This is a genomic window from Pantoea sp. PGP6 (assembly GCF_053474785.1).
The window spans coordinates 2,151,015-2,167,688 of the sequence record NZ_JBQBMA010000001.1 but is presented as its reverse complement, the minus strand read 5'-3'; the positions used below and the strand labels follow the sequence as shown (position 1 = coordinate 2,167,688).

Sequence of the window (16,674 nt, the reverse complement as noted above, 5' to 3'; positions counted from 1 at the left end):
GAAGAATGTCCGGTTGAATAACGCGAGTTGACGCAAAAAATCGCTGCGACAGTCTGTTTATAACATGCAATAATCAGCGGCTAATCTGTTATACATCAAGAGTCCAGCACGTTTTCGTACTCATTTTTGCGTAAGGCGAAGGATTATTTTTATGAAGCTGAAGAACACTATTCTGGCGTCCACCTTGTTATCCCTGCTGGCAGCTAACGCATTCGCTGCGCAGGAGTTGACGCCAGAAAAAGCGGCCGCGTTGAAGCCATTCGAACGTATTAATATCACCGGCCGTTTCAACGCAATTGGCGATGCCGCCGATGCGGTGTCTAAGCGTGCTGATGAAATGGGCGCCGCTTCTTACTACATCCAGGGCATTAACGACACCAACGGCAACAGCGGCAACTGGCGCGTCACCGCGGACCTTTATAAAGCCGATGCGCCTGAAGCGACCTCTTCTACCAGCTACCGTCGCTTCAACGGCATCAACGAGTTACCTAAAGCTGAAGCCTATAAACTCGAACCTTTCGATACGGTATCAGTGAGCGGCTTCTTCGCCAGCCAGCCAGACGTTAACGATGCGATCTCTAAAGCGGCAAAAGAGAAAGGCGCAGCCTCCTTCTTTATTGTTCGCCAGATTGATGCCAACAACGGCGGCAATCAGTACGTGACGGCTTACGTCTATAAGGCTGACGCAAAAGAGCGTAAGGTGCAGACGCCAAACGCCATTCCGGCTGATTCAGAAGCGGGTAAAGCGGCCCTCGCCGCAGGCGGTGCAGCCGCAGCCAACGTTGAAATTCCGGGCGTGGCCTCTTCTGAGACCCCAAGTAAAAGCGTAGGCCGTTTCTATGAAACGCAAAGCTCAACCGGCAAACGTTATACGGTCAATCTGCCAAACGGCAAATCAGTGCAGGAAGTTAACGCGATAACTGCCGCACAGATGCAGCCGTTCGACACCGTGACCTTCACCGGACACTTCGGTACTCCGACCGAAATCTCTGAAGAAGTGGCTAAGCGTGCCGCGGATAAAGGGGCTAAGTACTACCACGTGACCCGTCAGTGGCAGAACCAGAGCGGCGGTAACCTGACCGTAACCGCAGACATCTTTAAGTAATCCTCTCAGGGCGGCGCCCGCCGCCCTGCTGTTTGCATAATTCCTGTGCTGTTTTGCATATTCACGCATTGCCATCCCCCGCCGCACTCCGTAAAATCTGGCGCCTGTTTCACCGGACATTCTCACCGTTATTTGCCTGATGGCTACCATATACCTGTGATGAAATCCGGTTTACCCAGCCATATATGCTAGCGGGAAGGTTGTTTTGGAGAAAAAATTAGGTCTCGGTGCCCTGACAGCGCTGGTGTTGAGCTCAATGCTCGGCGCAGGTGTCTTCAGCTTGCCGCAAAATATGGCCGCCGTGGCCGGACCGGCCGCATTGCTGATTGGCTGGCTGATTACCGGCGTAGGGATTATCTTTCTGTCGCTGGCAATGCTGCTGCTGACCCGTCTCAAACCCGATCTGGACGGCGGCATCTTTACCTACGCGCGCGCTGGCTTCGGCGAGCTGATGGGCTTCTGTTCCGCGTGGGGCTACTGGCTGTGCGCGGTGATCGCTAATGTCTCCTATCTGGTGATCGTCTTCTCCGCACTCAGTTTTTTCACTGACAGCCCGGGCCACGTCGTTTTTGGCGACGGCAACACCTGGCAGGCGATGCTTGGCGCATCGGTACTGCTGTGGCTGGTGCACTGGCTGGTGCTGCGTGGCGTGCAAACCGCCGCCAGCATTAACCTGATGGCGACGCTGGGCAAACTGGTGCCGCTTTTGCTGTTTGTGGTGCTGGCAGTGCTGGCGTTTAATTACGATCGGTTCCGCTTCGATTTCTCCGGCGTCACGCTGGGACAGCCGCTGTGGGAGCAGATTAAGCAGACCATGCTGATCACCCTGTGGGTGTTTATCGGGGTCGAAGGCGCAGTGGTGGTGTCAGCGCGTGCCCGGCAGAAAAAGGATGTCGGTCGCGCCACGCTGCTGGCGGTGCTGGCGGCGCTGCTGGTCTATCTGCTGGTGACGCTGCTGTCGCTGGGTGTGGTACCGCGTGCTGAACTGGCAGAGATGCGCAATCCGTCAATGGCCGGCTTAATGACCCGTCTGATGGGTCACTGGGGCGATGCGGTGATCGCCGTTGGCCTGATCATTTCGGTCTGTGGGGCCTATCTCAGCTGGACCATTATGGCGGCTGAAGTGCCGCTGATCGCCGCGCAGCTGGGTGCCTTCCCGCGCAGTATCGCCCGGCAGAACGTGCACAACGCGCCAGCCGCCTCACTGTGGCTGACCAACGGCAGCATTCAGCTCTGTCTGATCCTGATTGCGCTTACCGGAGCCAACTACAACAACCTGCTGACTATCGCCTCAGAGATGATTCTGGTGCCCTATCTGCTGGTCGGCCTCTATCTGATCAAAGTGGTTCGCGGACAGCGCAAACCGCTGGCGATGGCGGTAGGCATTGGTGCCAGCCTGTACGGTATCTGGCTGCTTTACGCGTCAGGTCCGTTACACCTGATGACCTCAGTGGTGCTGTACGCGCCGGGGCTGCTGCTGTTTATGTTTGCCCGACGCGGCGGCCGCGCGGATATAGCGCTGACCTCACTGGAGCGGATTGCGATGGGAATGCTGATTGCGGCGACGCTGCCTGCGGTATGGCAGTTGACGACTTAATGTGACTGCAGCGGGATGGAGACGCACAGCAGGTCATCCTGCTGTGTCAGATTCAGCGGCTTGCGGTATTCCTGATGAATGGCGTCCAGCTGCTCCGGCGAAAGCGGATAAGGCAGCTGGATATCAAAGCGACTGATCTGCTGCTGTTCAGCAAGCGTAATCAGACGGGCGATGTTAATTTCGTCGCTGACCTGGGTAGAAATGATTTGTAATGCTAATTCTTTAAGCGGGTCGCCACTGGCCTGTAAGCTGTGCGCAGATTTGCGTGTCACCATGCCAAAAATCGGCATCACACCATAAATTGCATCGACGAAGCTCCAGCGTTTTTTACAGGAAGCGGAAAGAAAAGCACTGTAATTGAAGCAGATGCGGTCACTGTATATGGCTGATGCCAGCTCTTTATCAGACACACTCACGCTCCTCATAGTAATCATTACGGTTCCGAACCTGGCGCAAAAAGGCCGCGGTTATGATGGCACATTTTGCCGGTTATATACCAGTGAGATAAGGATATTTCGTGCGATAGCGTAGAGCTCAGGACCAGGAAAAGATATGCTTTCGTTCATCCTTATTCTGCGCAGTGAACTATGAACAAAATCGTTTATGTGGAAGACGAACCGGAAGTGGGTGAGCTGATTGCCGCCTATCTGGGACGTCACGATATTGAAGTGATTGTCGAGACGCGCGGTGACCGTGCCGAAGCGGTAATTGCTGAACAACAGCCGGACCTGGTAATGCTGGATATCATGTTGCCGGGCAAAGATGGCATGACGATTTGCCGTGACCTGCGGGCCAACTGGCAGGGTCCGATTGTGTTGCTGACCTCACTCGACAGCGACATGAACCATATTCTGGCGCTGGAGATGGGCGCGCAGGATTACATCCTGAAAACCACGCCGCCGGCGGTGCTGCTGGCGCGTCTGCGCCTGCATCTGCGCCAGTCGCAGCAGGGACAGCCGGAAGATGCTGCGCCCGCAGCGGCGGCCAACCGGATGCTGCGTTTCGGCTCGCTGACCATCGATGCGCTCAACCGTCAGGTCACGCTGTTTGACGAGCAGATCGCCCTCTCCACCGCCGATTTCGATCTGCTGTGGGTGCTGGCCAGCCACGCCGGACAGATCCTTAACCGCGATGCGCTGCTCAAAACGCTGCGCGGCGTCAGCTATGACGGCCTCGACCGCAGCATTGACGTGGCGATTTCCCGCCTGCGCAAAAAACTGCACGACAGCGCCACCGAGCCGTTCCGTATCAAAACGATTCGTAACAAAGGCTATCTGTTTGCGCCACAGGCCTGGGACACCCGCGTGTTATGAGAAAGCTTTTTATACAGTTCTACCTGCTGCTGTTTGTCTGCTTTCTGGTGATGACGCTGCTGGTCGGGCTGGTCTACAAGTTCACCGCTGAACGGGCCGGTCGCCAGTCGATGAACGACCTGATGGCCAGTTCGCTCTATCTGATTCGCAGTGAACTGCGCGAGATCCCGCCGCGCGACTGGAATAAAACCATCAAGAGCCTCGATCTCGGGCTGTCGTTTGATCTGCACATTGAGCCAATGAGCAAGTATCAGCTCGATGACGGCAATATGCGCCGGTTACGCGCCGGTGAAATCGTGGCGCTCGACGATCAATACACCTTTTTGCAGCATATTCCGCGCAGTCATTATGTGCTGTCGGTCGGACCGATCCCCTACCTGTTCTACCTGCATCAGATGCGGCTGCTGGATATTGCGCTGCTGGTATTTATTGGCATGTCGCTGGCGCTGCCGGTGTTTATCTGGATGCGCCCGCACTGGAAAGAGATGCAGCGGCTGGAAAAAGCGGCGCAGCGCTTTGGCCGTGGCGAACTCGACGTGCGTACCCACTTTGACAGCACCTCCAGCCTGTTCCGGCTCGGCATCGCCTTTAACCAGATGGCAGAGAATATCAACACGCTGGTTGCCAGTAAGAAGCAGTTAATTGATGGCATCGCCCATGAGTTACGTACGCCGCTGGTTCGCCTGCGTTACCGGCTGGAGATGAGCGATAACCTGACCGATGGCGAACGGGTGGCGCTCAACCGCGATATTGGCCAATTGGAGAGCCTGATTGAAGAGCTGCTGACCTATGCCCGGCTCGATCGGCCGCGCGTTGACCTTAATCTGCGCTCGCTCGACCTGGCGAACTGGCTGCGTGAGCGGCTCGACGACTTTCGCGCCATCAACCCGCAGGTTCAGCTCGATCTTGACCTGCCGCAGCGGGAAAACACCGGCGTTTCGGATACCCGGCTGATGGAGCGGGTGCTGGATAATCTGGTGAATAACGCGCTGCGCTACGCGAATCAGCGGCTGCGTATCAGCCTGTGGTTTGATGGCCCAATCGGCTGCCTGCAGGTTGAAGATGACGGTCCGGGTATTCCGGCGGAAGAGCGGCAGCGGGTATTTGAACCGTTTGTCCGGCTCGATCCCAGCCGCGATCGGGCAACCGGCGGATGCGGACTGGGGCTGGCCATTGTCCACTCTATTGCCCAGGCGCTCAGCGGTCAGGTGACGATTGAGTCCAGCCCGCTCGGCGGGGCCAGCGTTCGCTTTTGCTGGCCGGTTGATCTACCCTTGCGGGAAATTCCGCTACGTTAACTATTACAAGGAGTCTTGCGTGACCTCAGCGTATCAACAACTTAGCGCGACTTTCCAGCGCTTGTCGCGTTTTAATCACGTCACCGCCATCGCCGGCTGCGATATGCAAACCACCATGCCGCCAGGCGGCAGCCGCGCACGCGGTGAGGCGCTGGCTGAGATGAGCGTATTGCAGCACCAGATTCTGACCGCACCGCAGATCGGCGAACTGCTGCAACAGGCAGAACAGCAGGACCTGAACGATGTCGAGCGCGCCAACCTCAATGAAATGAAGCGCGCTTATCAACAGGCCAGCCTGCTGCCTGACGCCTTCGTTGAGGCAAAATCGCTGGCCGGTTCGGTGTGTGAACATGCCTGGCGCAGCCAGCGTCCGGCCAATGACTGGCGGGGCTTTGCCACCAATCTGAAAGAGGTAGTGCGCCTGAGTCGTGAAGAAGCGCAACTGCGCGCTGAGGCAACCGGCAGCTCCCGCTACGATGCGTTGCTGGACCTGTATGAGCCAGGCATGACCCGCGCCCGACTGGATAAAACCTTTGGCGATCTGAAAAGCTGGCTGCCACAGCTGTTGCAGCAGGTGGTCGAAAAGCAGGCGCAGCAGCCGGTTGCGCTGCCGCAGGGACCCTTTGCCCTGCCCGCACAGCGCCAGCTTGGCCTCAGCATTATGGAAACGCTGGGTTTCGATTTTAACCACGGCCGGCTGGATGTCAGTGCGCATCCGTTCTGCGGCGGCGTGCCGGAAGATGTGCGGATCACCACGCGCTACAATGAGCAAGAGTTTCTCAGCGCCATGATGGGTGTGATCCACGAAACCGGCCATGCGCGCTATGAGCAAAATCTGCCGCAACAGTGGCGGGGACAGCCGGTGGCGCTGGCCCGTTCAACGGCGATTCACGAGTCGCAGAGCCTGTTTATGGAGATGCAGCTGGGACGCAGCCGCGAATTCCTGCAGCGTATTCTGCCGCAAATCATCGCCCGCTTTGGCGACCAGCCCGCGCTGCAGGCGGATAACTTTGTCCGGCTGGCGCAGCAGGTTAAACCGGGACTGATTCGGGTCGATGCAGATGAACTGAGCTACCCGGCGCATGTAATCCTGCGTTATGAGATTGAACAGGCGCTGATCGAAGGCGAGATTGAGGTAGACGATATTCCGGCGCTGTGGGATGAGAAGATGCAGCAGTCGCTGGGTCTCGATACGCGTGGCAACTACCGTGACGGCTGTATGCAGGATATTCACTGGACCGACGGTGCCTTCGGCTACTTCCCGACCTACACCCTCGGTGCCATGTACGCGGCTCAGCTGTTCCAGGCGGTGAAGAAGGCGATTCCGCAGCTCAGCGATCTGATCCAGCATGGCGAACTGCAACCGGTGTTTGACTGGCTGCAACAGAATATCTGGCAGCATGGCAGCCGCTTCTCTACCGACCAGTTGCTGATCAATGCCACCGGCGAATCGCTGAATCCGGCCTTTTTCCGTCAGCATCTTGAACAACGCTATCTGAATAACTAAACTGCGCGGCGGTCATCTGACCGCCCTTTTCCCGCGTTGTACAATCGGTTACACGCCGATACCAAACACCCACGGACACCCTGCAGCGATTTCCCTATAGTCTCTTCACCGGCCCCGCAGTGGGCTACACATGAAAAAAATGTCCGAGGAATTTGCAATGAAAAAATTATTTGCACTGGTTGTCGCCGCTGCTATGGGTATGTCTTCTGTTGCCTTCGCTGCTGATACCACAGCTGCTCCTGCCGCTGCGCCGGCTGCGACTTCAACTACCGCAGCAGCACCAGCGAAAACTGCACACAAAACTGAACACAAGAAACACAAAAAAGCAGTGAAGAAAGACGCAGCACAGAAAGCGCAGGCGGCTAAGAAAGTTCACCACAAGAAAGCAGTAAAACCGGCTGCGCAGAAAGCGCAGGCTGCTAAGAAAGTGCACCACAAGAAAACAACCAAGCCAGCGGCACAGAAAGCCCAGGCAGCTAAAAAAGTTCACCACAAAAAAGCAACCAAGCCAGCGGCACAGAAAGCCCAGGCAGCTAAAAAAGTTCATCACAAAAAAGCAGTAAAACCCGCGCAGAAAGCGCAGGCCGCTAAAAAAGTTCACCACAAAAAAGTCGTTAAACCAGCGGCTAAGAACTAAGGTCGCCGTAGCGCGCCCGACCACGCGTTAATGATTAAAAACACCCGGTTATGCCGGGTGTTTCTTTACTGGAGTGGATGAAATGGTGCGTCGCTATCGCTTCGAAATTATTCTGCTGATTATGATCCTGTGTGGCATTGTGGCAGCCAGCTTTTTTATTTAACAGTTGTAGCGTACTGATTAACCAATAAAACTCCCTTTTTTAGCGCTCACAGACTATAGTTATCGCAGTTGCTTGATAACAATAACGTCACTTTTTCTCGCCATTGAGAGTTCTATGCGCCTGGCTATCTTGTTAATGGTTGGACTTTTCAGTTTTACCTCCTTTGCTCATGCCGATGATGATGACGACACGCCAACGCCTGACGAAATCAAAATGCTGTTTTTCGGCAAAGATCATCGCAAAGCCATCACCGATATTACCGCGGCCCCCTGGGATGCTATTGGACAGCTGGAAACCGAAAGCGGTAACCTCTGCACCGCCACGCTGATCTCACCGCATCTGGCCCTGACGGCCGGACACTGTTTACTCGCGCCACCGGGCAATTTCGATAAGCCGGTTGCGCTGCGCTTTATGGCGAGCGATAAAGGCTGGCGATATGAAATCCACGACATTGATGCCCGCGTCGAACCGTCGCTGGCCTCAAAGCTGAAAGCGGACGGTGAAGGCTGGATCGTGCCGAGCAACGCCGCGCCGTTTGACTACGGCATCGTGATTTTGCGCAATCCCCCTTCCGCCATTACGCCGATTCCACTGTTTGATGGCTCACGCAGTGAGTTAACTGCGGCGCTGAAGCAGACCGGTCGCAAAGTGACCCAGGCGGGTTATCCGGCCGATCATCTCGATACGCTTTATTCTCACAGTGACTGTTTGATTACCGGCTGGGCGCAACGCGCCGTGCTGTCGCATCAGTGTGATACGCTGCCCGGCGACAGTGGTTCACCGCTGCTGCTGAACAGCGATAAAGGCTGGCAGTTGATTGCGGTGCAAAGCTCAGCGCCCGCCGCGAAAGATCGTTATCTGGCCGACAACCGTGCGATTGCCGTAACCTCGTTCAGAGACGAGCTGGAAGCGTTAGCGCAGTAATCGGCTATGTGCCGCAAAGAGAAACCGGGGCGCGTCATCACTGACGCGCCCCGGTTTTTTATCAGCCTGCAATCTGCTCCATGGTCTGCATAATGCGCTTATCAGAGATGGGATAAGGCGTGCCGAGCTGCTGGGCAAAGTAGCTAATCCGCAGCTCTTCAATCATCCAGCGGATCGCCTGCACTTCTTCATCATCCTGACGCTGCGGCGGCAATTTATTGCGCCACGCCTGATACGCCTGCTCCACCGCCTGCACTTTCAGCATCCGCGCCCGATCGCTGTGCGGATCGGCTGGCAGTTTTTCCAGCCGCCGTTCGATGCCATGCAGATAGCGCAGACTGTCGCCGAGCCGCTGCCAGCCGTTGCCGGTGACAAAACCGCGATAGACCAGGCCACTGAGCTGCGCTTTGATATCGGATAACGCCAGCGCCATCGTCATATCGACCCGCCCTTTCAGGCGCTTATTGATGTTGAACACTGCCGTCAGGATCTGCTCGACCTGCTTAGCAATGGTCACCACGGTCTCGTTCAGTTCAGCGCGCACCTTGTCCCGCAGCGCCTCAAATCCGGCCTGATCCCAGGCCGGTCCGCCCGCTTCGGCAATCAGCTTATCAATACCACAGGCGATACAGTCATCGATCAACTCCAGCACTTTGCCATACGGGTTGAAGTAGAGCCCGAGTTTGGCTTTGTTCGGCAGTTTTTCGTGCAGGTACTTCACCGGCGACGGCACGTTGAGCAGCAGCAGGCGGCGCTGTCCGCGCCACATCATCTTCTGCTGCTCCTGCTCGCTGTCGAACAGCCGGATAGCGACGCTCTCTTTCTCATCAACCAGTGCCGGCCAGGCTTTCACCTGATAGCTGCCGCGCTTCTGCTCGTAGCTGCGCGGCAGGTCGCCGAAGCTCCAGATATGCAAGCCACTCTGTTCCAGCCCGTCGTCCGCCACTTTTGACAGGGTTTCCTGCACTTTGCCTTTCAGCTGCGCCTTGAGGGCGGTCAGATCTTTGCCTTCCAGCAGTTTGCGGTTGTGTTCATCCACCACCCGGAAGGTCATTTTCAGATGATCGGGCACCTGATCCCACTGCCAGTTTTCCCGCTCCAGCGTGACGCCGGTCATGCGGCGAAACTCCCGTGACAGCGCATCCAGCAGCGGCATCTCCATTGCCGTGACCCGACCCAGAAACGCTTCGGCGTAGTTCGGTGCCGGCACTAGATTGCGCCGCAGCGGCTTAGGCAGCGACTTAATCAGCGCAATAATCAGTTCGCGCCGCACGCCCGGAATCTGCCACTCAAAGCCACTCTCTTCCACCTGGTTAAGCAGTGGCAGCGGGATATGCACCGTCACACCGTCGGCATCAGCACCCGGTTCAAACTGGTAGCTGAGCTTCAGCTTGAGGTTGCCCTGATGCCAGAAGTTGGGATAGTCGAGCTGGCTGACCTTGTCCGCACCCTCCTTGATCAGCATCTGCTTATCAAAGTTAAGCAATTCCGGGTTGTCGCGGCTGGCCTGTTTCCACCAGCTATCAAAGTGCTTCGCCGACACCACCTCTTTACCGATACGCTGATCGTAAAAGGCGAACAGGGTTTCGTCATCGACCAGAATGTCGCGACGACGCGATTTATGCTCCAGATCTTCGACTTCGCTGCGCAGCTTCTGATTGTTGCGGAAGAAGGCGTGACGCGTCTGCCAGTCGCCCTCTACCAGCGCATGACGGATAAACAGCTCACGGCTCAGGGTCGGATCAATGCGGCCATAATTGACTTTGCGCGCCGCCACTATCGGCAGGCCATACAGCGTCACTTTCTCGGTGGCCATCACAGCACCCTGCGATTTCTCCCAGTGCGGTTCGCTGTAGCTGCGCTTGATCAGGTGCTGGGCCAGCGGCTCAATCCACTCCGGTTCGATGCGCCCGGCGGTGCGGCCCCACAGCCGGCTGGTCTCCACCAGTTCCGCCACCATGGTCCATTTCGGCGGCTTCTTAAACAGCCCGGAGCCGGGGAAGATGGCGAAGCGGGTATTACGCGCGCCGGTGAACTCCTGCTTATCGGCATCTTTCTGGCCGATATGCGACAGCAGGCCGCTTAACAGTGCGCAGTGAACTTCGCGCATGCCTGCCGGCTCGCTATTGACCGGAATGCCCAGTTCGCGCACCACCTGCCGCAGCTGGGTGTAGATATCCTGCCATTCACGCACCCGCAAATAGTTGAGGAAATCGCTTTTGCACTGGCGGCGGAACAGGTTACCCGACAGCGCCTTTTGCTGCTCAGCCAGGTAATTCCACAGGTTAACGAAGGCGAGGAAGTCGGAATCTTTATCAGCAAATCGCCGATGTTTTTCGTCAGACGCCTGCTTTTTCTCGGCGGGACGCTCGCGTGGGTCCTGAATCGATAAGCCGGCGGTGATGATCATCACTTCACGTACGCAGCCAAATTTCTGCGCTTCCAGCACCATCCGCGCCAGTCTTGGATCGACCGGCAACTGCGCCAGCTGACGGCCGGAACCGGTCAACTGGTAATGGCCGTCCTCTTCGTTCAGGGTCAGCGCGCCCAGCTCTTCCAGCAGGCGTACCCCATCCTGAATATTGCGCTTATCCGGCGCTTCAACAAACGGGAAGGCGGCGATATCGCCCAGTCCCAGCGCGGTCATCTGCAGAATAACCGACGCCAGGTTGGTGCGCAGGATTTCAGGATCGGTAAACGCCGGGCGGCTGAGAAAGTCATCTTCGGAATAGAGCCGGATACAGATCCCTTCTGACACACGACCACAGCGCCCTTTACGCTGATTGGCCGACGCCTGTGAAATCGGCTCAATCGGCAGTCGCTGCACTTTGGTGCGGAAGCTGTAGCGGCTGATGCGCGCGGTTCCGGGATCGATAACATATTTGATGCCGGGCACCGTTAGCGAGGTTTCCGCCACGTTGGTGGCCAGCACAATCCGCCGGCCGCTGTGTGACTGGAATACCCGATTCTGCTCGGCATTCGACAGCCGGGCGTAGAGCGGCAGAATCTCGGTATGCGGCAAATCACGTTTAATCAGCGCGTCTGCGGTATCACGGATCTCACGTTCACCACTCATGAATATCAGGATATCGCCGCGGCTCTCATGGCTCAGTTCATCTACCGCATCAAAGATCGCCTGCAGCTGATCGCGATCGCCGTCATCTGCCTCTTCCACTACCGGCCGGTAGCGCACTTCCACCGGATAGGTGCGGCCAGAGACTTCAATCACCGGCGCATTATTGAAATGCCGCGAAAAACGCTGCGGATCGATGGTCGCTGAGGTGATGATCACTTTCAGATCGGGCCGACGCGGAAGCAGTTCACGCAGGTAACCCAGCAGGAAGTCGATGTTCAGGCTGCGCTCATGCGCTTCATCGATGATGATGGTGTCGTACTGCATCAGCAGACGGTCCTGCTGAATTTCCGCCAGCAAAATCCCGTCGGTCATCAATTTGATCTGGGTCAGATCGCTGACCTGATCGTTGAATCGCACTTTGTAACCGACGCAGCCGCCGAGCGAGGTATCCAGCTCGTCGGCGATGCGGTTCGCCACGGTGCGCGCCGCCAGGCGACGCGGCTGGGTATGGCCAATCAGCCCGGTCACGCCACGCCCCAGCGCCAGACAAATCTTCGGCAGCTGGGTGGTTTTACCGGAGCCGGTTTCGCCAGCCACAATCACCACCTGATGATCGCGTATCGCCGCGGCAATATCCTGCTGCTTCTGGCTGACCGGCAGATTTTCCGGGAAGGTGATGGCCGGGGTGGCCGCGCGACGCTGGGCCACCTTCTGCTCGGCGGCGCTAAAATCCTGCTCCAGCTCGCTGGCGATGCCCTGTTGAGCCGCCGGATTTTTAACTTTCCTGGCACCCTGTAAGCGACGCTGCAGGCGCTGGCGGTCGCGCAGCATTAACCCGTCAAGCCGTGACCAGAGTGAAGCCAGTGGGGAGGTATCGGGAGATGACATAATAATGACGTACCTTACTCAGACGCTGTCGCTGCCGATAGCAGCGCGCTGCAAGCCGGGATAACCGGCTGATTCAATAAAATAATTGCGCGCATCATAGCACATTTCGACCTGTGCCGGAGGGCGGCGCACGTTACGCTTATTCAATAAATTCGAACATTGACCTCGAAATATTGCGCTTTCACCGCGCCATTGATAACCGTAGAGTGTAAACCATTGAGCGGAAAGCCTTCCGCGTTACAGACAGGAAATCACCATGAGCAAAGTTTTAGTTCTGAAATCAAGCATCCTCGCAGGCTACTCACAATCCAGCCAACTGGCTGACTTCTACGTTGAACAGGCAAAGTCTCAAGGCAAAGAAGTGACCGTACGCGATCTGGCAGCAAACCCGATTCCGGTACTGGATGGTGAGCTGGTTGGTGCGCTGCGTCCGTCTGATGCGCCACTGTCACCACGTCAGCAGGAGGCGCTGGCGCTGTCTGATGAGCTGATTGCAGAACTGCAGGCGCATGATGAAATCGTGATCGCTGCACCAATGTACAACTTCAACATCCCGACTCAGCTGAAGAACTACTTCGACCTGATCGCTCGTGCTGGTGTGACTTTCCGCTACACCGAAGCAGGCCCGGAAGGTCTGGTGAAAGGCAAGCGTGCGGTGGTTATTTCCAGCCGTGGCGGCATTCACAAAGACACCGCGTCCGATCTGCTGACGCCATACGTGAAGCTGTTCCTGGGCTTCATCGGTATTACCGACGTTGAGTTCGTATTCGCTGAAGGTATCGCTTACGGTCCGGAAGTGGCTAACAAAGCGACCGCTGAAGCTAAAGATACTATCCAGCAGATCGTCACTGCATAATCTTTTGATGCCGTTGTACTTGCCGGGCCCTGTGCCCGGCTTTTTTTCGCCTGGCGTTACTCTTTCTTCAGCCACTGACCGTTGATGCCGCGAACATATTCGCCCGCCGCGGCGCGGCTGACCAGTTTCTGGCCGGCGATGCTGGCAACCTCGGCGGTGGTTAAATTGTTCTGCTCTGCCACCCGCTGATACTGCTGCTGTCGTCCCGCGTTAATGCGTTCTGTCAGCGCCAGGGTTTCGCTGTCCTGCGCCCGGGCGGCCAGATAGCCCGACAGGGTTTCGCCCACCCGTCCCGACTGGCGGGCCTCGTCCAGCGTCAGCGCCCAGGCAGGCTGGGCCATCACCAGGGCGAGCAACAGGGCTACGCTGATGCGTTTCATACTCGCTCTCCTCAGAACAGATCGCTCTGGTTTTTCAATAACGCTTCCACGTCTTTATCTACTTTGATGTGAATCTCATGCTCGATTTTCACGTTCATATTGATGGTGATCGGATCTTTGGGTGCCGTCACTTCAATGCGTGGCACACAGCCGATCAGCGGCAGCCCGGCTGCCAGAACCAGTAATGCCCTGAGGCTCATGGTGAGGTGTCCTTGTTCGATGGCAGAGTGGCATGTTGCTCCACCCAGGATTGCAAATTATCGCCAAAGCGCAGACTGCGCCACAGCTGAAACAAATTTTCCTGATGATGATAGTTGAGGTTGACGGTCTGCCGACGGTTGCTGAAGCGGCTGACGCCCTGCACCTGCGCTTCCATGGTGAGATCGCCGAGATTATTCAGGTTGATGGTGGCCCACGAGCGGGAAATCTCCATGTAGCGCAGCCAGTCCAGCGCCGCGCCGGTCGCCACGTTATTGCGGGTGATCGCATCCGCCATATCTTTATCGAGCCGGAAGGTCAGCGGACCACTGTTGGCGATCCACCCTTTCTCGATCAGCCAGCGCGGATTATTCAGCCACAGCGGCAGCTCGCCGTTTACCCGTCCGGACATGGCAAACTGTTTTGGTTTGATCGCCGTCACCAGCTCGCTCAGGCTGATATTGCGCAGTGATACCCGCGCCGGCTGATGCTGCGGCATCTGAAGCGCCGGTAAGCTGATCTGCCCGCCCAGCAGATCGAGACTGACATCCTGCAGGGTCAGCGGTGCCTGTTCGCTCCACGGCCAGGCTCCCTGCAGATCGGCACGAATGTTCTGCATCGCAAACTGATTTTTTACCTCGGCGATGCGCAGCGAAACCGGACCGTGCTGACCAAACTGCCACTGCTGATCTTTCAGCCGGAACGGCAGCGAGAAATCGACGCCGTTAATCTGGCTGTCCGGAGTCCAGAGACTGCCCGCTTTGACCGTCCAGTGCCCACCGGCCTGAAATCCCTGATCGCGCGCCGCAGAAAATGCCACCTGCGCCTGCAGTTCGCCGCTGCGGATCTGCATTTTCAGATCCGGACTGAGTAACGGCTGGAATACGGTTAACGATTGCTTTGGCCACCAGGCTTCGCCACGCAGCCGTTCACCATCCCAGCGACCGTGGACCCGCAGCGGCCCCACCTCACCGGCGTTGAGCGCACCACGCCAGATGAAATTCCCCGGGTCGCGGCCCGTGGCCTCAAAGTCGAGCGTCGCGTCCGCCAGCCTGCCGCCATAACTGAAACGGGTTGGCCCCGCCTGCAGCCTGAAGCCGCCGTTAAACGCCGGATGCGCCTCAGCGCGCTGCCAGTTGACCGGCGCGGTCAACGTCAGACGGGGCTTTTCAACCTGGACGCTGCCATAAGCGAGGTGATTGAAGCCGGTGGAGAGCGTATCGAGATGAATCAGCGTATCCCGCCAGCCGCCGGTGCCTTTAACATCCCAGCGCGCCTGCAGCGGCCGCATCTCGCCCCCGCCCCAGTAGCGCCAGTTCCATTCGCCTTTATCCGGCCAGAAAACATTGGCCCGACCGTCCAGGTGCAGCCGGAAACGGCCAAAACTGGCGTCGTGCGCATTGAGGATCGCCTGCAGCCGGCCATCAATCCCCTGCGTGGAGAGCCGGACGCCCGCCAGCGGCCAGCGCGCCTCATCCACCTCCAGCGTCGAGAGCAGACGACCGCGCAGTCGCAGCAGCGACTTAGGTTGCAGCAAAAGTTGTGGATCGAGCAGTGAGCCGCTGAGCAGACCCGGAATCGAGCCGTAAAGCTGCAGGTCAGAGAGCTTGCTTTCGCCCGTCAGCTGAAACGGCAGGTGGCTGTCGGTCAGGCTCAGATGACCCGGACCGATACCCAGCACCACGTTGCCTTTGCCGCCGCGTCCCTGCGTCAACAGGTTAATCCGGCCGCTAATCTGGCTGGCGTCGAGGCCCGCCTGCCAGTTGTCCAGCGTCAGATTAATGAAACCTGACAGCGGCTGACCCGCCAGCGGCCAGAAATACTGACCCTGCTGGATGCGAATCTGATCGTGGCTCGCCTGCCACGGCAGTTGCAGCAGCGGCTGCAGGGTATCCGGCATCGCCACGCTCAGTACGCCCTGCTGCTGCTGCCAGTTAAGGGTCAGTTGCAGCGGATGCGGCAGCGCGGTCAGCGCCAGCTGTCCGGCCACTTCACCGTTGACCGGCAGCCCGCTGGCGAAAGTCGGAAGTTCGAGGTGGCCGCTCAGGGTGATCGGCTCAGGTAAAGCGGCATGATTAAGCGTCAGGCGACTGATGGCGAGCTGCTGGCCGGTCAGCGTCGCCGCCAGCTGCAGGTTCTCACCCTGATAACGGAGTTGCTGACGCTGTTTTTCCAGCGTCAGATCCAGCGCGCCGGCGTAGGTCTGCCACGGCGTGACGACCAGCTTCGCCAGATGAATGTCGGCCCCCGGCAGCATCGCCTGCCACTCGGCCAGCGTTTTGGGCGCTGGCGACGGGCCGTCACTGGCGGGTAATTTTTGCAGGCATTCGCTGTTCAGCGTCAGCTGTGCGGCATTGAGCTTCCAGCGTGAATCGTGCCAGCCGAGCGAGGCCGACTGGATCTCCGCCAGCAGGCAATCCTGGGCCAGATAGCGAATGCCGGGAAACCACAGGCCGCCATCCCGCCAGCGCGGCGATCCGGAGAGCGCAATGCGGGTCTCTGCCGGCAGCCAGATGCCGACTAACCGTGGCAGCCATTGAGTGATCGTCAGCAGTAAGCCCAGCAGCAGCAGAATCAGCGCCAGAATGGCCGCCAGCCGTCGCCGGAAAATCCGTGGCATCACAGCCATAATCCTTTTCCTTACAGTATCCTGACAACGATGATGGCATGTAACGCCCCGAAGGTGAAGGTCTGGCCAGCGCGCAAATCAGCGGTTAGAGCAAAGTCAGTCA

At 57.7% G+C, this 16,674-nt stretch carries 13 protein-coding genes; 8 read left to right on the top strand and 5 right to left on the bottom strand.

Annotated features, from left to right (window positions below; translation table 11 throughout):
- Window positions 1-151: 151 nt before the first annotated feature.
- Window positions 152-1,105: a DUF1471 family protein YdgH gene (gene ydgH, locus ACLIBF_RS10470; RefSeq protein WP_279809824.1), complete on the top strand. Its 954-nt coding sequence runs from the start codon at window positions 152-154 to the stop codon at window positions 1,103-1,105.
- A gap of 205 nt (window positions 1,106-1,310) precedes the next feature.
- Window positions 1,311-2,702 carry a basic amino acid/polyamine antiporter gene (locus ACLIBF_RS10465; RefSeq protein WP_031376771.1) on the top strand — a complete coding sequence of 464 codons (1,392 nt, stop codon included), beginning with the start codon at window positions 1,311-1,313 and terminating at the stop codon, window positions 2,700-2,702.
- Here the strand turns inward: ACLIBF_RS10465 and ACLIBF_RS10460 are convergent.
- The gene (locus tag ACLIBF_RS10460) at window positions 2,699-3,112 is read right to left on the bottom strand and encodes a hypothetical protein (protein WP_031376772.1); all 414 of its coding nucleotides are present in this window, start codon (window positions 3,110-3,112) and stop codon (window positions 2,699-2,701) included. The two genes, ACLIBF_RS10465 and ACLIBF_RS10460, sit on opposite strands and share 4 nt — an antisense overlap.
- A 177-nt stretch (window positions 3,113-3,289) precedes the next feature.
- On the opposite strand from ACLIBF_RS10460, the gene rstA reads away from it, so the two are divergent.
- The 5 genes from rstA to ACLIBF_RS10435 all read left to right on the top strand — a co-directional run bounded on the left by rstA (window position 3,290) and on the right by ACLIBF_RS10435 (window position 8,544).
- Window positions 3,290-4,015, top strand: a complete 726-nt coding sequence (gene rstA, locus ACLIBF_RS10455; protein WP_031376773.1) for a two-component system response regulator RstA — start codon at window positions 3,290-3,292, stop codon at window positions 4,013-4,015.
- Window positions 4,012-5,313 carry a two-component system sensor histidine kinase RstB gene (rstB, locus tag ACLIBF_RS10450; protein ID WP_031376774.1) on the top strand — a complete coding sequence of 434 codons (1,302 nt, stop codon included), beginning with the start codon at window positions 4,012-4,014 and terminating at the stop codon, window positions 5,311-5,313. Before rstA ends, rstB begins: the two co-directional genes overlap by 4 nt.
- A 19-nt stretch (window positions 5,314-5,332) precedes the next feature.
- Window positions 5,333-6,820, top strand: a complete 1,488-nt coding sequence (locus ACLIBF_RS10445) for a carboxypeptidase M32 (RefSeq protein WP_279809823.1) — start codon at window positions 5,333-5,335, stop codon at window positions 6,818-6,820.
- Between the two features lie 157 nt (window positions 6,821-6,977).
- A complete protein-coding gene (asr, locus tag ACLIBF_RS10440) occupies window positions 6,978-7,457 on the top strand; it encodes an acid resistance repetitive basic protein Asr (protein WP_069728363.1) in 480 nt (159 codons plus the stop codon).
- A gap of 277 nt (window positions 7,458-7,734) precedes the next feature.
- Window positions 7,735-8,544, top strand: coding sequence for a trypsin-like serine peptidase (locus ACLIBF_RS10435; protein ID WP_031376777.1), 810 nt, complete (start codon window positions 7,735-7,737; stop codon window positions 8,542-8,544).
- A 61-nt stretch (window positions 8,545-8,605) separates the two neighbouring features.
- On the opposite strand, the gene hrpA is transcribed toward ACLIBF_RS10435, so the two are convergent.
- Window positions 8,606-12,508: an ATP-dependent RNA helicase HrpA gene (hrpA, locus tag ACLIBF_RS10430; RefSeq protein ID WP_279809822.1), complete on the bottom strand. Its 3,903-nt coding sequence runs from the start codon at window positions 12,506-12,508 to the stop codon at window positions 8,606-8,608.
- Between the two features lie 256 nt (window positions 12,509-12,764).
- Between hrpA and azoR the strand changes: the two genes are divergently transcribed.
- Window positions 12,765-13,364: an FMN-dependent NADH-azoreductase gene (gene azoR / locus ACLIBF_RS10425; protein WP_031376778.1), complete on the top strand. Its 600-nt coding sequence runs from the start codon at window positions 12,765-12,767 to the stop codon at window positions 13,362-13,364.
- A gap of 56 nt (window positions 13,365-13,420) precedes the next feature.
- Here azoR and ACLIBF_RS10420 read toward each other — a convergent pair whose 3' ends face one another.
- The 3 genes from ACLIBF_RS10420 to ACLIBF_RS10410 are packed head-to-tail and all read right to left on the bottom strand — an operon-like array spanning window position 13,421 to window position 16,571.
- Entirely contained in the window at window positions 13,421-13,744 is a 324-nt protein-coding gene (locus ACLIBF_RS10420; RefSeq protein WP_069728365.1) for a YdbL family protein, read from the bottom strand.
- Window positions 13,745-13,755: 11 nt separating this feature from the next.
- On the bottom strand, window positions 13,756-13,944 hold the full coding sequence (locus ACLIBF_RS10415) for a YnbE family lipoprotein (protein ID WP_031376780.1): 189 nt from the start codon (window positions 13,942-13,944) through the stop codon (window positions 13,756-13,758).
- Window positions 13,941-16,571: a YdbH family protein gene (locus tag ACLIBF_RS10410; RefSeq protein ID WP_279809821.1), complete on the bottom strand. Its 2,631-nt coding sequence runs from the start codon at window positions 16,569-16,571 to the stop codon at window positions 13,941-13,943. The genes ACLIBF_RS10415 and ACLIBF_RS10410 overlap by 4 nt, the downstream gene beginning before the upstream one ends.
- Window positions 16,572-16,674: the final 103 nt, after the last annotated feature.